We start from the raw sequence: 14250 nt of genomic DNA on the forward strand, positions 1-14250 counted from the left end.
TGGAGGTCGCCAAGCTCATCGACGTGTCGAAGTGCATCGGCTGCAAGGCCTGCCAATCGGCCTGCGAGGAGTGGAACGACCTGCGCGACGACGTCGGCGTCAACACCGGCGTCTACGACAACCCGCACGACCTCACGCCGAAGTCGTGGACCCTGATGCGGTTCACGGAGTACGAGAACGCGGAGACCAACAACCTCGAATGGCTGATCCGCAAGGACGGCTGCATGCACTGCACCGACCCGGGCTGCCTCAAGGCGTGCCCGTCCCCCGGCGCGATCGTGCAGTACTCCAACGGCATCGTCGACTTCATCGAGGAGAACTGCATCGGCTGCGGCTACTGCGTGAAGGGCTGCCCCTTCAACATTCCCCGCATCTCCGAGAAGGACCACAAGGCCTACAAGTGCACCCTGTGCTCCGACCGCGTCGCGGTCGGTCAGGCGCCGGCCTGCGCCAAGGCCTGCCCGACCGGGTCGATCATGTTCGGCACCAAGCAGGCGATGATCGAGCAGGCGAGCGACCGCGTCGAGGACCTCAAGTCCCGCGGCTTCAGCCAAGCGGGCCTGTACAATCCGCAGGGCGTCGGCGGCACGCACGTGATGTACGTGCTGCACCACAACGACAAGCCGCACCTCTACGCCGGCCTGCCGGACGATCCGAAGATCTCACCGCTGGTCGCCTTCTGGAAGGGCGGCGCCAAGGTGTTCGGGCTCGCCGCGATGGGATTTGCCGCGGTCGCCGGCTTCTTCCACTACGTCACCGCCGGCCCCAACGAGGTGGTGCCGGAGGAGGAGGAGGAGGCGATCGCGTTCGATCACGAGAAGCGCCGCGGCGGCGCAGAGGCCCGGCCGCACTGACGCGGTCGGGGATCGGGCACCCCGCCCGGTCCCCGGATAGGACGGCCGGCTCTCGGCGCGGAGAAGGGATGCGATGACCATTCACACCGACGTTCGCGACGGCGAGGTGCGTCCCCTCCGGGAAGCCCGGAGCGAGGTGCCCGAGACCCTCTACGTGCCGCGCTACACCGGCGTGCAGCGAGTCAACCACTGGATCACCGCGATCCTGTTCACCCTGCTGACGCTCTCGGGGCTGGCGATGTTCACGCCCTACCTGTTCTCGCTCACCGGCCTGTTCGGCGGAGGGCAGGCGACGCGGGCGATCCACCCTTGGTTCGGCGTGGCGCTGGCGGTCAGCTTCGCGCTGCTGTTCGTGCGGTTCTGGCGCCTCAACATCCCCAACAAGGACGACGTCGACTGGTCGATGAAGATCGGCGACGTGGTGACCAACCGCGAGGATCGCCTGCCGGAACTCGGCAAGTACAATGCCGGCCAGAAGGGCGTGTTCTGGGGCCAGACCGCGCTGATCGGGGTGATGTTCGTCACCGGCCTCGTGATCTGGGATCAGTATTTCTACGCGTACACCGTCATCGAGACGAAGCGCTGGGCGGTCCTCGCCCATTCCCTCGCCGCCGTGATCGCCATCGCGATCATCGTCGTGCACATCTACGCCGGCATCTGGGTGCGCGGCACCGGCCGGGCGATGGTGCGCGGCACCGTCACCGGCGGCTGGGCCTTCCGGCACCACCGCAAGTGGTTCCGGCAGGTCGCTGGCGGCAAGCGCGAGCGCGGCTCGACCGGCGAGCGCGGATCGTAGGGGTTGGCCCGCTTCTTCAAGCGCGCCGCCGATGCCGCGGACGCGTCGGCGGCGCCGGCATCCAAGGGCCGCCGGCTCCATGAATTGCAGCCCGATCCCGACCGGATCGGCATCTCCGGGTCGGTCCCCTTCGTCCAGTTGCCCGTACCCGAAACCCTGTTCGCGAACCGGGCCGCGCGACTGAGCGCCCTGGCGCCCGACCACCCGATGGGCGGCTACCTCGCGCTGCTCGCCCGGATCGCCGAGGCCCAGGCCGCGGTGCAGGTCCGTCGCGCATCCGTGTCCGGGACTGCGCCCGGCGAGCCCGACGCCGACCGCGTGCTGCGGGCCGAGCACGGCATGCCGCTGCTCTCGCGCCACGGCCTGTCGGCCGGCGATGCGTTCCCCGCCTGCCTCGACGCCCTGCTGGACACCCTCGACCTCGGCGACGCGCCGGAGGCCGCGCACGCGGCGGTGGCCGCCCTGCGCACCGCCGCGCCGGAGGATCGGCTCGATCTCGCCGTGCAGGTGTTCGAGGGCGCGTTTCCCGTCGAGCGCATGGCCGCGTGCGTGTTCGTCGCCGCCGCCCTCCAGGTCTGCCTTGCGGAGGCGGCCGCGCGTCTCGACCGCACGACGCTGAAGCCCGTGGCTGACGGCGTCTGCCCGTGCTGCGGCGGGGCGCCGGTCGCGAGCCTGATCGTCGCCTGGACGCCGGCCGACAAGGCACGCTATCTCGCCTGCTCGCTCTGCGGCACCCTGTGGAACCACGTCCGCATCCGCTGCACCAGTTGCGGCTCGGGCGAGGGGGTGAGCTACCACGGCCTCGACGAGGTCTCGAAGAATGTCCAGGCCGAGACCTGCACAGCCTGCCACAGCTACATCAAGCACCTGCACCAGCACCGCGACCCCGACCTCGACCCGGTCGCCGACGACGTCGCCTCCTACGGCCTCGACCTCAAGGTCGCCGAGGAAGGCTTTCGCCGCGCGGGGCTGAACCCGCTCTTCATCACCTGAGGCTCGTTCAGATCGTCGTGGGCGTGTGGAAGCGCCTCCGACGTTCGATGCTGCCGGCGCGCCGAGACGGGGATTTCCGTTCAGGCGACCTGTTGGACGGCCCGGCGGGTCCGACTCGGCTCGGCCGTGACGGGCGGCAGTGCCGGGGTCGCGGTCAGAATCACGCTGGCCCTCGGCCACGAGGCGGAGCAGCGCCTACGCCAGCCCTCGGCACCGAACGTGCGGATGCCGGCGTCTAGGCGCGCCTCAGCGCCTCAGCGCGCGCGCACGACGGCGAGGCCGAGGAGCAGGTCGTGGCCCAGGCGCCGGTCGCCGCGCACGAGGCCGAACGCGAGGTCGACGAACCACAGCAGGAAGGTCGAGACGGCGACGTAGAACAACAGGGCGTGGACCGCCGCGGTGATGAGGTCGACGCGCGCACCGCTCTCGGGCGCGACCACGCGCAGTCCCAGCATCCGCATGCCCAGCGTGCTCTGGCGCGACCCGCCGACGGTGACCGCGCTGTAGATCACGCCGCTCGCGGGCAGGACCGCGAACAGGGCCCAGCCGAGGCCGAAGGTGACGAGGCCGACGAGGGCGATCGCGACCCAGAGCAGCGCCGAGAAGGCGAGGATGAAGACGATGTCGAGGAGGTAGGCGAGCGTGCGCCCGCCCAGGCTCGCGCGCACGGCCGGCATCGTCGCGGGCGGGAGGTAGCTCGGCGCCTCGAAGGGGCGGGTGTCACCGGTCTCACGGTTCAACATGGCGTCGCATCCGGACGAAGGTGGCGTCACACGAGAGGTGGGTGCGTCCCCGCGCCGTCTCAAGATGGCCGGCTCACCGCTCCGCCGGATCGGCGCGCGCGGCATCCGGCGTGTCGAGGTAGTAGCGTTTGAGCAGGTAGAGCGAGGCGTCCGAGAGCGTCGTGCGATCGGTGGAGATGCCGGTGAGGATCGCGCCCGCGTTGAACCGGCACAGCGCCCAGTGCTGGCGGGTGCCGGAGGCGTAGTCCACCCGCACGCTGTCCGGCGGTGCGCCGGCGCCGGCGCGCAGCACCCGCACCGGGCCGTCCGGCGAGGCGAGTGCCGGCACCGCGCGGCGGCAGATGGCGAGGCGCTGCTGCTGGACCGCGCTCTCGCAGGCCCCGAGCCCGGCGAGGACGACGAGCGTCGCGGCGCGGCGCCTCACGCCCCGGCGCGCAGCCGCTCGGCGACGCGGAGGGCGTAGTAGGTCAGGACGCCGTCGGCCCCGGCGCGCTTGAAGGCGAGCAGGCTCTCGGTCATGGCGCGCTCGCCGTCGAGCCAGCCGTTGCGGGCGGCGGCCTCGATCATCGCGTACTCGCCCGAGACCTGGTAGGCGAAGGTCGGCACGCCGAATTCGTCCTTCACCCGGCGGATGATGTCGAGGTAGGGCAGGCCGGGCTTGACCATCACCGAGTCGGCGCCCTCCTCGAGGTCCAGCGCCACCTCGCGCAGGGCCTCGAGGCCGTTGCCGGGGTCCATCTGGTAGGTGCGCTTGTCGCCGACGAGCGCCGCCTGCGTGCCGATGGCGTCGCGGAACGGGCCGTAGAAGGCGCTCGCGTACTTGGCCGCGTAGGCCATGATCTGCACGTCGAGGAAGCCCGCCCGGTCGAGCCCGGCCCGGATCGCGCCGACGCGCCCGTCCATCATGTCGGAGGGCGCGATGATGTCGGTGCCGGCCTCCGCCTGGATCAGGCTCTGCTCGACGAGCAGCGCCACGGTCGCATCGTTGAGGATCGCGCCGTCCGAGAGCAGGCCGTCGTGGCCGTGGCTGGTGTACGGATCGAGCGCCACGTCGGTCATGATGCCGACCTGCGGCACCGCGCGCTTCACCGCCCGCACCGCCCGGCACACGAGGTTTTCGCGGTTGAGGGCTTCCGACCCCGTCGGATCGCGCAGCGAGACCTCGGTGTAGGGGAAGAAGGACACCGCCGGGATGCCCAGCCGCGCCGCGCGCTCGGCGTCGCGCACGATCTCGTCGACGCTCAGGCGCTCGACGCCGGGCATCGAGGCGATCGGCTCGCGCCGCCGCTCGCCCGCGATCACGAACATCGGCCAGATCAGGTCGTCGACGGTGAGCGTATGCTCGCGCACGAGGCGCCGCGACCAGTCCGCCTTGCGGTTGCGCCGCGGCCGCTGGGTGATCTTCAGGCCCTCGACCCGGTCCCCCTCCCGCGCGGTCTCGACGGCGAGCGGGCGGGGTCGGGGCGCGTCGTCGGACATGGGATCGCCTTCGCTCTCGCGGGGTCTTCGGATCGCGCGCCGTAGCACACCCCCCGGGGCCGGCGAAGCCCGCGAGTTGACGGGACGGCCCTCTGCGGCCTCTAACCGCGCGCGTCGAGGGCAGGCAGCGGAGCGCGCATGGCGGACGGAGGCGATCAGGCGGCGGGCGAGATCCTGTTCGAGCGGCGCGGGGCGCTGGGGCTCGTCACCCTCAACCGGCCGAAGGCCCTGAATGCCCTCTCGCTGGGGATGATCGACGGGCTGCACCGGCGCCTCGATGCCTGGGAGGCGGAGGCAGGGATCACCCGGGTGGCGATCCGCGGCGCGGGCGGCCGGGCCTTCTGCGCCGGCGGCGACATCCGCCACGTCTACGCCCTCGGCCGGGCCGGGCGCTTCGACGACGTGTTCGCGTTCTGGGAGGCGGAGTACCGTCTCGTCGCGCGGATGCAGCGCTACGCCAAGCCGATCGTCGCGCTGATCGCGGGCGTGGTGATGGGCGGCGGCGCCGGCATCTCGCTGCACGGCGCCCACCGCGTGGCGTCGGAGGGCTACGTCTTCGCCATGCCGGAGGTCGGCATCGGCCTGTTTCCCGATGTCGGCATGACCTACGCCCTGCCGCGGCTGCCTGGCCGGATCGGCACCTACCTCGCGCTCACCGGCGCCCGGGTCGGGCCGGGCGACGCCCTCGCGCTGGACCTCGCGACTGAATTCGCGCCCGCCGCGGCCTTCGCGGCGATCCTCGACGCGCTCGCCGACGGCGGTCCGGTCGCCGCCGCCCTGCGGGTGCCCGCGGCGGCGCCTCCCGCCGGGCCGCTCGCGGCCGAGCGTGGGCTGATCGACGATGTCTTTTCCGGCGAGACGGTCGCCGACATCCTCGGCCGCCTCGACGTCGCGGCGTCGGCCGGCTCGACCTTCGCCGCCGAGACCGCGGCGCTGATGCGCACCCGCTGCCCGACGAGCCTGTGCATCGCCCGGGAGCAGATGCGGCGCGGGCCGGACCTCGACTTCGCGCAGGCGATCCTTTCCGAGTACCGCCTCGTCACCCGCGTGATGCACGGCCACGACTTCTATGAGGGCGTGCGCGCCGTGCTGATCGACAAGGACGGCAGGCCGGACTGGCGCCCGGCGACGCTTGACGGCGTGGATCACGCCGCGGTCGCCGCCGCCTTCGGGCCGGCCGATCGCCCCGAGCCGCGGTTTGCCTGAGATGCGGGGACCGGGGCGGGGCGCGCGCGGCGGCGGGGTCGGGGAGGGCGCGAGCGACCGGATCGAGCGGAGCGCGGGCGCGCCCAAGACCACCTGGGACACGGTGCTGGTCTGGTTCATGCGGCTCACGGCGCTGGCGTGGCTCGCCAAGAGCGTCGCATCCTGGGCGACGATCCTCGACGTGATCCCGGGGCTGCACCCGTTCGCCATCGAACCGTTCGGCCGGCAGGCGACGCTCGTCTACTTCGCGGTGATCGACGCGACGGCGGCGATCGGCCTGTGGCTGACGAGCGCCTGGGGCGGGGTGGTCTGGCTGCTCGCGGTCACCTCGATGCTGACGCTCGCAGTCCTCACGCCGCAACTGCTTCAGACGCACCCCGTCGTCGTCCTGGCCGAGGTAGGTGTCGTGATTATCTACTTCATTTTATCTTGGCGCGCGGCGCAGGAGGCGCGGTAAACGAGAGATTATAGTCTGCACTTCATTTTGCATTTACCGACAGAAGTAAATCGCGAATTCATCCTGTCTCTTAGAGCGGTTTTCATTCCTGCCCCGTAGGTTGGCTGCATAAGCGGTGCCGGACGACGCAGGATCGGCAGAACAACGCGGGTGAGGCACAAGATGAAGTCCCAGGCCGTCAAGATCTCAGACACCAAACCCGCGTCCGAAGCTTCGGCCGTGTCCGGTTCTTACCTGGAGGCGCTTCACCTCGTCGAGCGGCTGCACCGGCGACTGCTCGACGTGATCAAGGACGAGTTCGAGCGCCGCGGCCGCGGGGACGTCAACAGCGTGCAGGCCCTGCTGCTCTACAACATCGGCGACAAGGAACTGACGGCGAGCGAGCTGCGCACCAAGGGCTACTACCTCGGCTCGAACGTGTCCTACAACGTCAAGAAGCTCGTCGAGGCCGGCTACCTGCATCACGCCCGCTCGAAGACCGACCGCCGCTCGGTGCGGATCAGCCTCACCGAGAAGGGTCGGGCGGTCCACGGGATCATCCAGGGCCTCTACGACAAGCACGCCCGCACCATCCAGCCGATCGGCGGCATCTCGGACGACGATTTCGGGCGCCTCAACCTCGCGCTCGGTCGGCTGGAGCGCTTCTGGACCGACCAAATCAGATATCGTCTTTAATCAGCACGATCATGCACTTAGCGCCGCATCCAGTGGCACGGAGAGGCAACCGGGTGCAGGGGGAAGCAGGAGCGTTCCGTTACAGCTCCGTGCTAGAGCACCATCCGATCAGGTTGGATCGTCGGCATCGTAGCCTGCGGCTGCGAGATAGTTGCGGCACTCGCTCGGCGTGAAGCGCCTAAAGGCGGCTTCGATCGTGCTCCAGAGGTCGGTGATCGTGCGTGCGGCCTCGGCCCGCAGGATCGCTTTGAGCTTGGCGAAGGCCAGTTCGATCGGATTGAAGTCGGGCGAGTAGGCCGGCAGGTAGAGCAGCCGCGCGCCAGCCGCCTCGATGGGCTCGCGGATGCCGCTGACCTTGTGGGCGGGCAGGTTGTCGAGCACCACCGTGTCGCCGCGCTTCAGGGCCGGGGCCAGGGTCTCTTCGACATCGCTGCGGAAGCGCGCGCCCGTCATCGGTCCGTCGAAGAGCGCGGTGGCGGTCAAGCCGCTGGCGCGCAGGCCGGCCGTGACCGTGACGGTCTTCCAGTGACCGAAGGGCACGGCCACCCGGCAGCGTTCCCCGCGTCGCGCCCGCCCGCAACAGCGGACCATCTTCGTGTTGCTGGCGGTCTCGTCGAGAAACACGAGCGCGTTCGGGTCGAGATATGGACGTTCATCGCTGACGACAACGAGATGGCAGCCGATGGGGTGCTCGACCGCATTGACGGCGTGCTGACCATGCTAAAAAGCGTCAGAAGCACGGCTCGCGCCCGATCCGCCTCGCCCCGCGCGCGCGAACTGGCCAGCGCCTGGAGCGCAGCCGCCTGCTCTTCGCTCGCCCGCACGGGAGACCTGCCCGTCATGATCCGATCCCCCGGCCCAGGCCAGAACGTGAGTCACAGCAGCCATCCGTTGGCCAGACTACCCGAACCTGCTTAGATCAGGGCTTCATCACCGGGACGGGACCGATCCGCATGCGCGACCTGATGGGCATCATGAAGCAGGCGCAGGCCATGCAGGAGACGCTGGCCGGCATCCAGAGCGAACTGGAGACGGTCGAGGTGACGGGGGCCTCCGGCGGCGGCACGGTGCGGGTGACGATGACCGCCAAGGGCCTCGTCAAGGCGGTCGCCATCGATCCGACGCTGATGGTCGCCGACGAGCGCGAGATCCTCGAAGACCTCGTCCTTGCCGCGGTCAACGACGCCCGCGGCAAGGCCGAGCAGACGGCGCAGGACCGGATGGCCGAACTGACCAAGGGCCTGCCGCTCCCGCCCGGCATGAAGCTGCCGTTCTGAGTTCCGCCCCGATCGGTGACCGTTACGGCGCGACCGGCCTCGCCGCCGGCTGCGCGAGGCCGGTCGCGCCGAGCAGCCGGAACAGGAGTCTTCGGAAGAGGCGGGGGCGCTCGACCACGCGGGCCGCCGCCCAGGACGCGGCTTCCGCGACGGCCATCGCCAGCAGGAGAGTCGCCACGGTGCCGGCAAGCCCCGGCGCGAGGCCGAGATGCGCACGCAGCGAGAACACCAGCGTCATCACCGGCACGTGGATCACGTAGAGGGTGTAGGAGAAGGCGGCGGCCCGCGTCCCGCGCCCGAGCCCCCGGCCGGCCGGGCCGTCGTGGGTGGCAAGGCGCAGCAGCAGCAGGGCGAGCGGCAGGCCGAGGGCCGCCTGATAGGCCAGGAAGGCGCCGTTCTCGCTCATCGCATCGATGAAGCCCGGCGCCGCGACGAAGGCGAGCGGGGCGGCCAGCAGCGCCAGCGTCAGCGGCGCGATCCAGGCTGAGCCGGCGAGCGTCCGCAACCGCGCATCGCCGCCGAGCAGGGCCGCCCCCGCGCCCGCGCAGAACAGGGCCAGCGATTGCAGGTAGAAGAACCGGCCGGCGGTTGCCGCGATCAGTCCGAGGATCGCGAGGGCCGGGAGCCAGCGCCGCGGCCCGCGTCCGGTGAGCACGAGGGCGGCGAGCGCTGCGACGCCGTAGAGGTAGACCTCCTGGCGCAGGGACCACAGGGCCCGGTCGATGACGAAGGTGGCGTCCCCCGGCGCGAAGGTGAGCGTGATCCCGCGCAGGAAGGCGGCCGCATCGAGGCGGTAGGGCTCCCCGGTCTTGGTCGCGAGGGTCACGCCGTGGTGGCCGAGCCAGCCGACCGCGAAGGTCAAGACGATCGCCAGGACCAGCGGCGGCCAGATCCGGGCGAGGCGGTGGACGGCGTAGGCGAATCCGAAGCGGCTGCCCTCGGACGCGACGAGGCGGGACAGGCTCGTGGCGATGACGAAGCCGGAGAGCGAGAAGAACGCCATCACGGACACGCGCCCGAACCACTCGGCGGCGGCGGCGCCGGGCGAGGGGACGGAGAAGAACGCCATGCCGAGGGCGTGGCTCACGAACACGGTCTGCGCCGCGAGGGCGCGCACGCCGTCGAGGGCCTCGTAGCGGTACCCGCGCATCGTCCCCCCCGGACAGAGATGGCCGGCGCCGGACGAGTCCGGCTACCTTAAGCCGCACGATACGGCAGTATGGGGCGGCAAGACGGCAGGCGTCGCCGCTGCGCGCATGGCGGATCTCACGATCCGACGATCCGCGTCCCGAGGCCGGCGCGTGTTGCCGCCGCGCAACGGCCGGTCACGTCGCTCGGTCACGCGGCGCGGGCGTCCTCCGTCGGGGCGAAGTGGCCGAGGTAGCGCGCGCCGATCGCGGCCACCGGCAGGACGACGAACACGTCGGTGGTGCCGAACTGGCGGTCGATCACGGCGCCGTCGCCGAAGGTGGCGCCGACGCGCAGATACCCCTTGATCAGCGGCGGCAGCGCCTTCAGCGCCGCCTTGGGGTCGATCGCCTCGCGGCTGATCCTGTCCATCGCGACGTGGCGGCCGGGAAGCGCGCGGGCGCGCCATCCCTCGGGGGCGCGGGCGTGGTGATGGAGGAAGCTTAAGGGGAGGGCGAGGCGGTCCGGGTCGGTGCCCTCCAGGCTGGCGCAGCCGATGAGCGCGTCGATCCGGTGGCGCAGGACGTAGGCGTAGATGCCGGCCCAGAGCAGCTCGACCGTGCGCTTGGTGCGGTACGGCCGCAGCACGCAGGAGCGGCCGAGTTCGAGCAGGCGCTTGCCCGGGTGCGCCGCCAGCACCGGGGCGAGGTCGTACTCGCCGGCCGAGTAGAAGCCGAAGTTGCGCTCGGCCGCATCCCCGCGGAGCAGGCGGTAGGTGCCGACCACCTTCGGGCGCGGGCGCCGGAACGGCTTGGCCACCGTCGCGGCATGGTCGATGACGAGGAGGTGGTCGCAGATCGCGTCGTAGGCATCGACGTCGCGCCGGGACAGCATCGCGAGGCCGGTCGGGACCGCGGACATCTCCTCGTAGAACACCTTGTAGCGCAGGCGCTGGGCGCGGCGCACCTCCGACTTCCGGTCGGCGAGCCGCACTTCCAGGCTGCCGATGCGGCCGAGGCTCGGCGAGGCGTGGGCGCGTTCGCCGAGGCGGATCGGCGTCGCGCCCGGCGGGATCAGGCTGCGCCCCATCAGGCCTGGCAGGCCGGCCTCGGCGGAGCGCTTCAGCTTGGCGATCGGGGCGACGCCGTCCCAGCCGCCCGTCCGGATGGCGTCCCAGGCGGCGGACGCTCCGCGGGTGAAGTTCGCGACCATCGGCGACGCCTATCCCAGGCCGGACCGCGTCCCCGCGGGACGACCGGCTCCGTGCCTCGGAGCCGGACAGAACCATGAAGCAGGAACGCTTTTATGACAGCGTGTCAGACGAACTGGCTGAGACCGGGGACCGCGCCGACGATCGGCCCCATCACGTCCTCGCCCGCCGTCTCGCGGCCGTAGGCGAACAGCTCGTGGCCGAGCGGCTGCATCTGGCCCATGGGCACGCCGGCCGCCATGAGCTTCTGGCCGAGCGCCATCACCCCGCCGCCCATCATCCCCCCGAGCATGCCCATCAGGCCGCCGCCGCCCTCGTCGGCGTTCGACGCGGCGACCAGCGCCTCCGAGCCCGGCATCGCCGCCATGAGCCGGCTCACCTCGGTGGCCGGGCCTTCCTTCTGCAGAAAAGCCAAAATGTGCCCGATTGCGGTCTGGGCCGTCGCGGCGTCGAGCCCGGTGCGGTTGGTCACGCGGGCGATCAGTTCTTCCATGGTCGAGGGCTCCCGAGGCTGCGCTTCGTCCTTCGGGCCTGAAGGGCCGGAAATCAAGCGCGGCCCCGCATCTGGCCATGGCGGTGCGCTGCCGTCATAACCTTCGTTACGAAGTGGGCGGGAATAGGCTTGATGGCGGGCGACGGCACGATCCTGGTCGGCAAGAGCATGCCGAAGACCGGTGCCCCGAAGCCCGAGGTGCTGGCGCTCAAGCTCGCCAACCGGCACGGCCTCGTGGCCGGCGCCACCGGCACCGGCAAGACCGTGACGCTCCAGGTGATGGCGGAAGGCTTCTCCAACGCCGGCGTCCCGGTCTTCGCCGCCGACATCAAGGGCGACCTGTCGGGGCTGGCGGCCGCCGGCCAATCCAAGCCCGTCTTCGTCGAGCGGGCGCGGGAACTCGGGATCGCCTACGAGCCCGACCGCTTCCCCACCGTGTTCTGGGACCTGTTCGGCGACCAGGGCCACCCGATCCGCTGCACGGTCACCGAGATGGGCCCGCTGCTCCTCGCACGCCTCCTGGAGCTCAACGACACGCAGGAGGGCGTGCTCAACATCGCCTTCCGCGTCGCCGACGAGAACCGGTGGCCGGTCATCGACCTGAAGGACCTGCGCGCGCTGCTGGCCTTCTGCTCCGAGAACCTGAAGGACGTCTCGGGCAAGTACGGCAACGTCTCGGCGGCCAGCGTCGGCGCGATCCAGCGCCAGCTCCTGATGCTGGAGAACCAGCGGGCCGACGCGTTCTTCGGCGAGCCTGCGCTGGACCTCAACGACTTCATGCGGACGGACCGCGACGGGCGCGGCGTCGTCAACATCCTGGCGGCCGACAAGCTGATGCAGCGGCCGCGGCTCTACGCCTCGTTCCTGCTGTGGATGCTCTCGGAGCTGTTCGAGCAATTGCCCGAGGTCGGCGACCTCGACAAGCCCAAGCTGGTGTTCTTCTTCGACGAGGCGCACCTGCTGTTCAACGACGCCCCGAAGGCCCTGCTCGACGCCGTCGAGCAGGTGGTGCGCCTGATCCGCTCGAAGGGCGTCGGCGTCTACTTCGTGACGCAGAATCCCCTCGACGTGCCGGAGACGGTGCTGGGCCAGCTCGGCAACCGGGTGCAGCACGCGCTGCGCGCCTTCACGCCGCGCGACCAGCGCGCGGTGAAGGCGGCGGCCGAGACGTTTCGGCAGAACCCCGGCTTCGACGTGGCGGCCGCGATCACGGAACTCGCGGTCGGCGAGGCGCTCATCAGCTTCCTGGAGCCGAAGGGCACGCCCTCGGTGGTCGAGCGCGCGCTGATCGCGCCGCCGCAGGGCCGGGTCGGGCCGCTCACCGCGCAGGAGAGGGCCGACCTGATTGCGAAAAGCCCGCTGCGCGGCAAGTACGACACGGCCGTCGACGGCGAGAGCGCCTACGAGATGCTGGCCAAGCGCAAGGGGCTCGACGCGGCGCCGGCCGAGGCTGCGCAGGGGTCCGAGGGCGGGCTCGGCGGCCTGCTCGGCGGCATCATGGGCAGCGTCTTCGGAAAACCTGCACCGACCGGCAAGGGTCGGAAGCCGCCCCAGAGCCTCGCGGAGCAGGTCGTGTCGAACGCGGCGCGATCCATGGCGCGCAGCGTCGGCACGCAGGTCGGCAACGCGATCCTGCGCAACGTGCTCGGCGGACTGACCAAGCGCTGAAACGAAACCCGGGAGACACGCCGATGACCGACCTCAAGACCCTGCGCGCGCTATCCGGCCTCAGCCCGGAGCCGGCGGCCCTCAAGGGCTCGGTCCTGCTGATGATCGACCTCCAGAACACCTATCGCGATGGGGTGATGCGGCTGGAGAACGTCGAGCCGGCCATCGCCGAGGCGAAGGGCCTGCTCGCCCGGGCGCGGGCTGCCGGTATCCCGGTGATCCACGTCCGGCACGATGCCGGCCCCGGCTCGCCCTACGATCTCACGGCGTCGAACGGGCAGATCGCCGACGAGGTCGCCCCGCAGGGCGACGAGGCGGTCGTGACCAAGGGCTATCCGAGCGCCTTCGTCGGCACCGACCTCGAGGCGCGGTTGAAGGCGCTCGGCGTCACCGACCTGATCGTGGCCGGCTTCATGACCCACATGTGTGTGAACTCGACCGCGCGCTCGGCCTTCAGCCTCGGCTTCCGCCCGACGGTGGTGGCCTCGACCACCGCGACCCGCGACCTGCCGGCAGCCGACGGCTCGGTGGTGCCGGCGGCGAGCCTCCAGGCCGCGAGCTTGGCCGCGCTCTCCGACCTGTTCGCCGTCGTCGCGCCGCGTACGAGCGACATCCGAGACTGATCCCTCAGGGGTGCCCTGCTGCCGGCCTGAACATCATCGCACGGCAAAAGGTCGTGTCTTACACCAGCCGCCAAGATCGTGTGCAGGCCGACGTCGTCTTCGAGGATGCGAATCACGCCCGTGCTCATGGATTGATCCCATAGCTAAACAGGAGCGTGGCTGGCCAAGGGGCGAGCCCGGTTCCGTCGCGCTCTCGTTTCGCCGCCCTCTACGCCGCGAACGCGTCGGCGCCGTTCGAACCCGGAGTCGAGGACATGTGCGCGACGACATCCTCCGCCGTAGCCCAAGCCACGCGGCCTCTGCCGGCGCGTTTGGCCTGATAGAGCGCGGCGTCGGCCCGCGCGAAGAGTTGGGCGGCCTCGCGCCCCCGATCCCATTCCGCCCCGCCGACGGTGACGCTCAACTGATGACGTCGACCATCGATGTCGAACCTGTGATCGGCGACGCAGACGCAAATGCGCTCGGCCGTTCTGCGCGCGTCCAGAACCGTGCAATCGATCAAGAGGATCGCGAATTCGTCGCCGCCGACGCGCGCGATGGTATCCGTGGGGCGCAACGCTCGATTCATGACGAGGGCAGTTTCGCGAATGCAAGCATCGCCGACCTGGTGGCCGAACCGGTCGTTGATCTGCTTGAAATAGTCGATGT

The 14250-nt window shown here is 70.7% G+C and carries 16 protein-coding genes and 1 pseudogene; 9 read left to right on the plus strand and 8 right to left on the minus strand.

The genetic code is table 11. The features are described 5' to 3' along the window. The 3 genes from fdxH to fdhE all read left to right on the plus strand — a co-directional run. Window positions 1-854 (plus strand): formate dehydrogenase subunit beta (gene fdxH, locus ACFE8Y_RS17210; RefSeq protein ID WP_375465605.1); only part of this gene is annotated, 854 nt, incomplete at its 5' end. 73 nt (window positions 855-927) lie between these two features. Then, window positions 928-1650, plus strand: a complete 723-nt coding sequence (locus ACFE8Y_RS17215; RefSeq protein ID WP_375465606.1) for a formate dehydrogenase subunit gamma — start codon at window positions 928-930, stop codon at window positions 1648-1650. A gap of 3 nt (window positions 1651-1653) precedes the next feature. Further along, window positions 1654-2643 (plus strand): formate dehydrogenase accessory protein FdhE, encoded by a 990-nt coding sequence (gene fdhE, locus ACFE8Y_RS17220; RefSeq protein WP_375465607.1) that lies wholly within the window; start codon window positions 1654-1656, stop codon window positions 2641-2643. A 254-nt stretch (window positions 2644-2897) separates the two neighbouring features. Here fdhE and ACFE8Y_RS17225 read toward each other — a convergent pair whose 3' ends face one another. The 3 genes from ACFE8Y_RS17225 to hemB form a co-directional block, all read right to left on the minus strand. After that, window positions 2898-3386 (minus strand): RDD family protein, encoded by a 489-nt coding sequence (locus tag ACFE8Y_RS17225; RefSeq protein ID WP_375465608.1) that lies wholly within the window; start codon window positions 3384-3386, stop codon window positions 2898-2900. Window positions 3387-3459: 73 nt separating this feature from the next. Continuing rightward, entirely contained in the window at window positions 3460-3810 is a 351-nt protein-coding gene (locus ACFE8Y_RS17230; RefSeq protein WP_375465609.1) for a hypothetical protein, read from the minus strand. Further along, window positions 3807-4865 carry a porphobilinogen synthase gene (gene hemB / locus ACFE8Y_RS17235; RefSeq protein WP_375465610.1) on the minus strand — a complete coding sequence of 353 codons (1059 nt, stop codon included), beginning with the start codon at window positions 4863-4865 and terminating at the stop codon, window positions 3807-3809. The genes ACFE8Y_RS17230 and hemB overlap by 4 nt, the downstream gene beginning before the upstream one ends. Window positions 4866-5003: 138 nt before the next feature. Here hemB and ACFE8Y_RS17240 point away from each other — a divergent pair, with 138 nt between their 5' ends. The 3 genes from ACFE8Y_RS17240 (at window position 5004) to ldtR (ending at window position 7203) form a co-directional block, all read left to right on the plus strand. Further along, a complete protein-coding gene (locus ACFE8Y_RS17240; RefSeq protein ID WP_375465611.1) occupies window positions 5004-6071 on the plus strand; it encodes an enoyl-CoA hydratase/isomerase family protein in 1068 nt (355 codons plus the stop codon). Window position 6072: 1 nt separating this feature from the next. Beyond that, entirely contained in the window at window positions 6073-6528 is a 456-nt protein-coding gene (locus ACFE8Y_RS17245; protein WP_375465612.1) for a DUF6163 family protein, read from the plus strand. 162 nt (window positions 6529-6690) lie between these two features. After that, window positions 6691-7203: a transcriptional regulator LdtR gene (gene ldtR / locus ACFE8Y_RS17250; protein ID WP_375465613.1), complete on the plus strand. Its 513-nt coding sequence runs from the start codon at window positions 6691-6693 to the stop codon at window positions 7201-7203. Window positions 7204-7311: 108 nt separating this feature from the next. Here the strand turns inward: ldtR and ACFE8Y_RS17255 are convergent. Further along, window positions 7312-7845 (minus strand): annotated as a pseudogene (locus tag ACFE8Y_RS17255) (IS630 family transposase); the annotation flags it as partial. A 311-nt stretch (window positions 7846-8156) separates the two neighbouring features. On the opposite strand from ACFE8Y_RS17255, the gene ACFE8Y_RS17260 reads away from it, so the two are divergent. Continuing rightward, on the plus strand, window positions 8157-8480 hold the full coding sequence (locus tag ACFE8Y_RS17260; RefSeq protein ID WP_375465614.1) for a YbaB/EbfC family nucleoid-associated protein: 324 nt from the start codon (window positions 8157-8159) through the stop codon (window positions 8478-8480). Between the two features lie 22 nt (window positions 8481-8502). On the opposite strand, the gene ACFE8Y_RS17265 is transcribed toward ACFE8Y_RS17260, so the two are convergent. From ACFE8Y_RS17265 to ACFE8Y_RS17275, 3 genes are all read right to left on the minus strand, one after another. Then, window positions 8503-9630, minus strand: coding sequence for an acyltransferase family protein (locus tag ACFE8Y_RS17265; RefSeq protein ID WP_375465615.1), 1128 nt, complete (start codon window positions 9628-9630; stop codon window positions 8503-8505). A gap of 188 nt (window positions 9631-9818) precedes the next feature. Continuing rightward, window positions 9819-10820: a GNAT family N-acetyltransferase gene (locus tag ACFE8Y_RS17270; RefSeq protein WP_375465616.1), complete on the minus strand. Its 1002-nt coding sequence runs from the start codon at window positions 10818-10820 to the stop codon at window positions 9819-9821. A 104-nt stretch (window positions 10821-10924) separates the two neighbouring features. Then, a complete protein-coding gene (locus tag ACFE8Y_RS17275; protein WP_375465617.1) occupies window positions 10925-11311 on the minus strand; it encodes a DUF2267 domain-containing protein in 387 nt (128 codons plus the stop codon). A 132-nt stretch (window positions 11312-11443) separates the two neighbouring features. On the opposite strand from ACFE8Y_RS17275, the gene ACFE8Y_RS17280 reads away from it, so the two are divergent. Beyond that, window positions 11444-12979 (plus strand): helicase HerA-like domain-containing protein, encoded by a 1536-nt coding sequence (locus ACFE8Y_RS17280; protein ID WP_375465618.1) that lies wholly within the window; start codon window positions 11444-11446, stop codon window positions 12977-12979. A gap of 23 nt (window positions 12980-13002) precedes the next feature. Then, the gene (locus ACFE8Y_RS17285; RefSeq protein ID WP_375465619.1) at window positions 13003-13602 is read left to right on the plus strand and encodes a cysteine hydrolase family protein; all 600 of its coding nucleotides are present in this window, start codon (window positions 13003-13005) and stop codon (window positions 13600-13602) included. A gap of 208 nt (window positions 13603-13810) precedes the next feature. Here the strand turns inward: ACFE8Y_RS17285 and ACFE8Y_RS17290 are convergent. Next, window positions 13811-14250: GGDEF domain-containing protein (locus tag ACFE8Y_RS17290; RefSeq protein WP_375465620.1), on the minus strand; the 440-nt coding region annotated here is incomplete at its 5' end.

This window comes from uncultured Methylobacterium sp., from assembly GCF_964242245.1.
GTDB lineage: Bacteria > Pseudomonadota > Alphaproteobacteria > Rhizobiales > Beijerinckiaceae > Methylobacterium.

Excerpts from the sequence above, each read along its gene's own strand:
- ACFE8Y_RS17215 (WP_375465606.1), top strand. The coding sequence starts at position 928 with ATGACCATTCACACCGACGTTCGCGACGGCGAGGTGCGTCCCCTCCGG.
- ACFE8Y_RS17225 (WP_375465608.1), bottom strand. The coding sequence starts at position 3,386 with ATGTTGAACCGTGAGACCGGTGACACCCGCCCCTTCGAGGCGCCGAGC.
- hemB (WP_375465610.1), bottom strand. The coding sequence starts at position 4,865 with ATGTCCGACGACGCGCCCCGACCCCGCCCGCTCGCCGTCGAGACCGCG.
- ACFE8Y_RS17240 (WP_375465611.1), top strand. The coding sequence starts at position 5,004 with ATGGCGGACGGAGGCGATCAGGCGGCGGGCGAGATCCTGTTCGAGCGG.
- ACFE8Y_RS17245 (WP_375465612.1), top strand. The coding sequence starts at position 6,073 with ATGCGGGGACCGGGGCGGGGCGCGCGCGGCGGCGGGGTCGGGGAGGGC.
- ldtR (WP_375465613.1), top strand. The coding sequence starts at position 6,691 with ATGAAGTCCCAGGCCGTCAAGATCTCAGACACCAAACCCGCGTCCGAA.
- ACFE8Y_RS17260 (WP_375465614.1), top strand. The coding sequence starts at position 8,157 with ATGCGCGACCTGATGGGCATCATGAAGCAGGCGCAGGCCATGCAGGAG.
- ACFE8Y_RS17265 (WP_375465615.1), bottom strand. The coding sequence starts at position 9,630 with ATGCGCGGGTACCGCTACGAGGCCCTCGACGGCGTGCGCGCCCTCGCG.
- ACFE8Y_RS17270 (WP_375465616.1), bottom strand. The coding sequence starts at position 10,820 with ATGGTCGCGAACTTCACCCGCGGAGCGTCCGCCGCCTGGGACGCCATC.
- ACFE8Y_RS17275 (WP_375465617.1), bottom strand. The coding sequence starts at position 11,311 with ATGGAAGAACTGATCGCCCGCGTGACCAACCGCACCGGGCTCGACGCC.
- ACFE8Y_RS17280 (WP_375465618.1), top strand. The coding sequence starts at position 11,444 with ATGGCGGGCGACGGCACGATCCTGGTCGGCAAGAGCATGCCGAAGACC.
- ACFE8Y_RS17285 (WP_375465619.1), top strand. The coding sequence starts at position 13,003 with ATGACCGACCTCAAGACCCTGCGCGCGCTATCCGGCCTCAGCCCGGAG.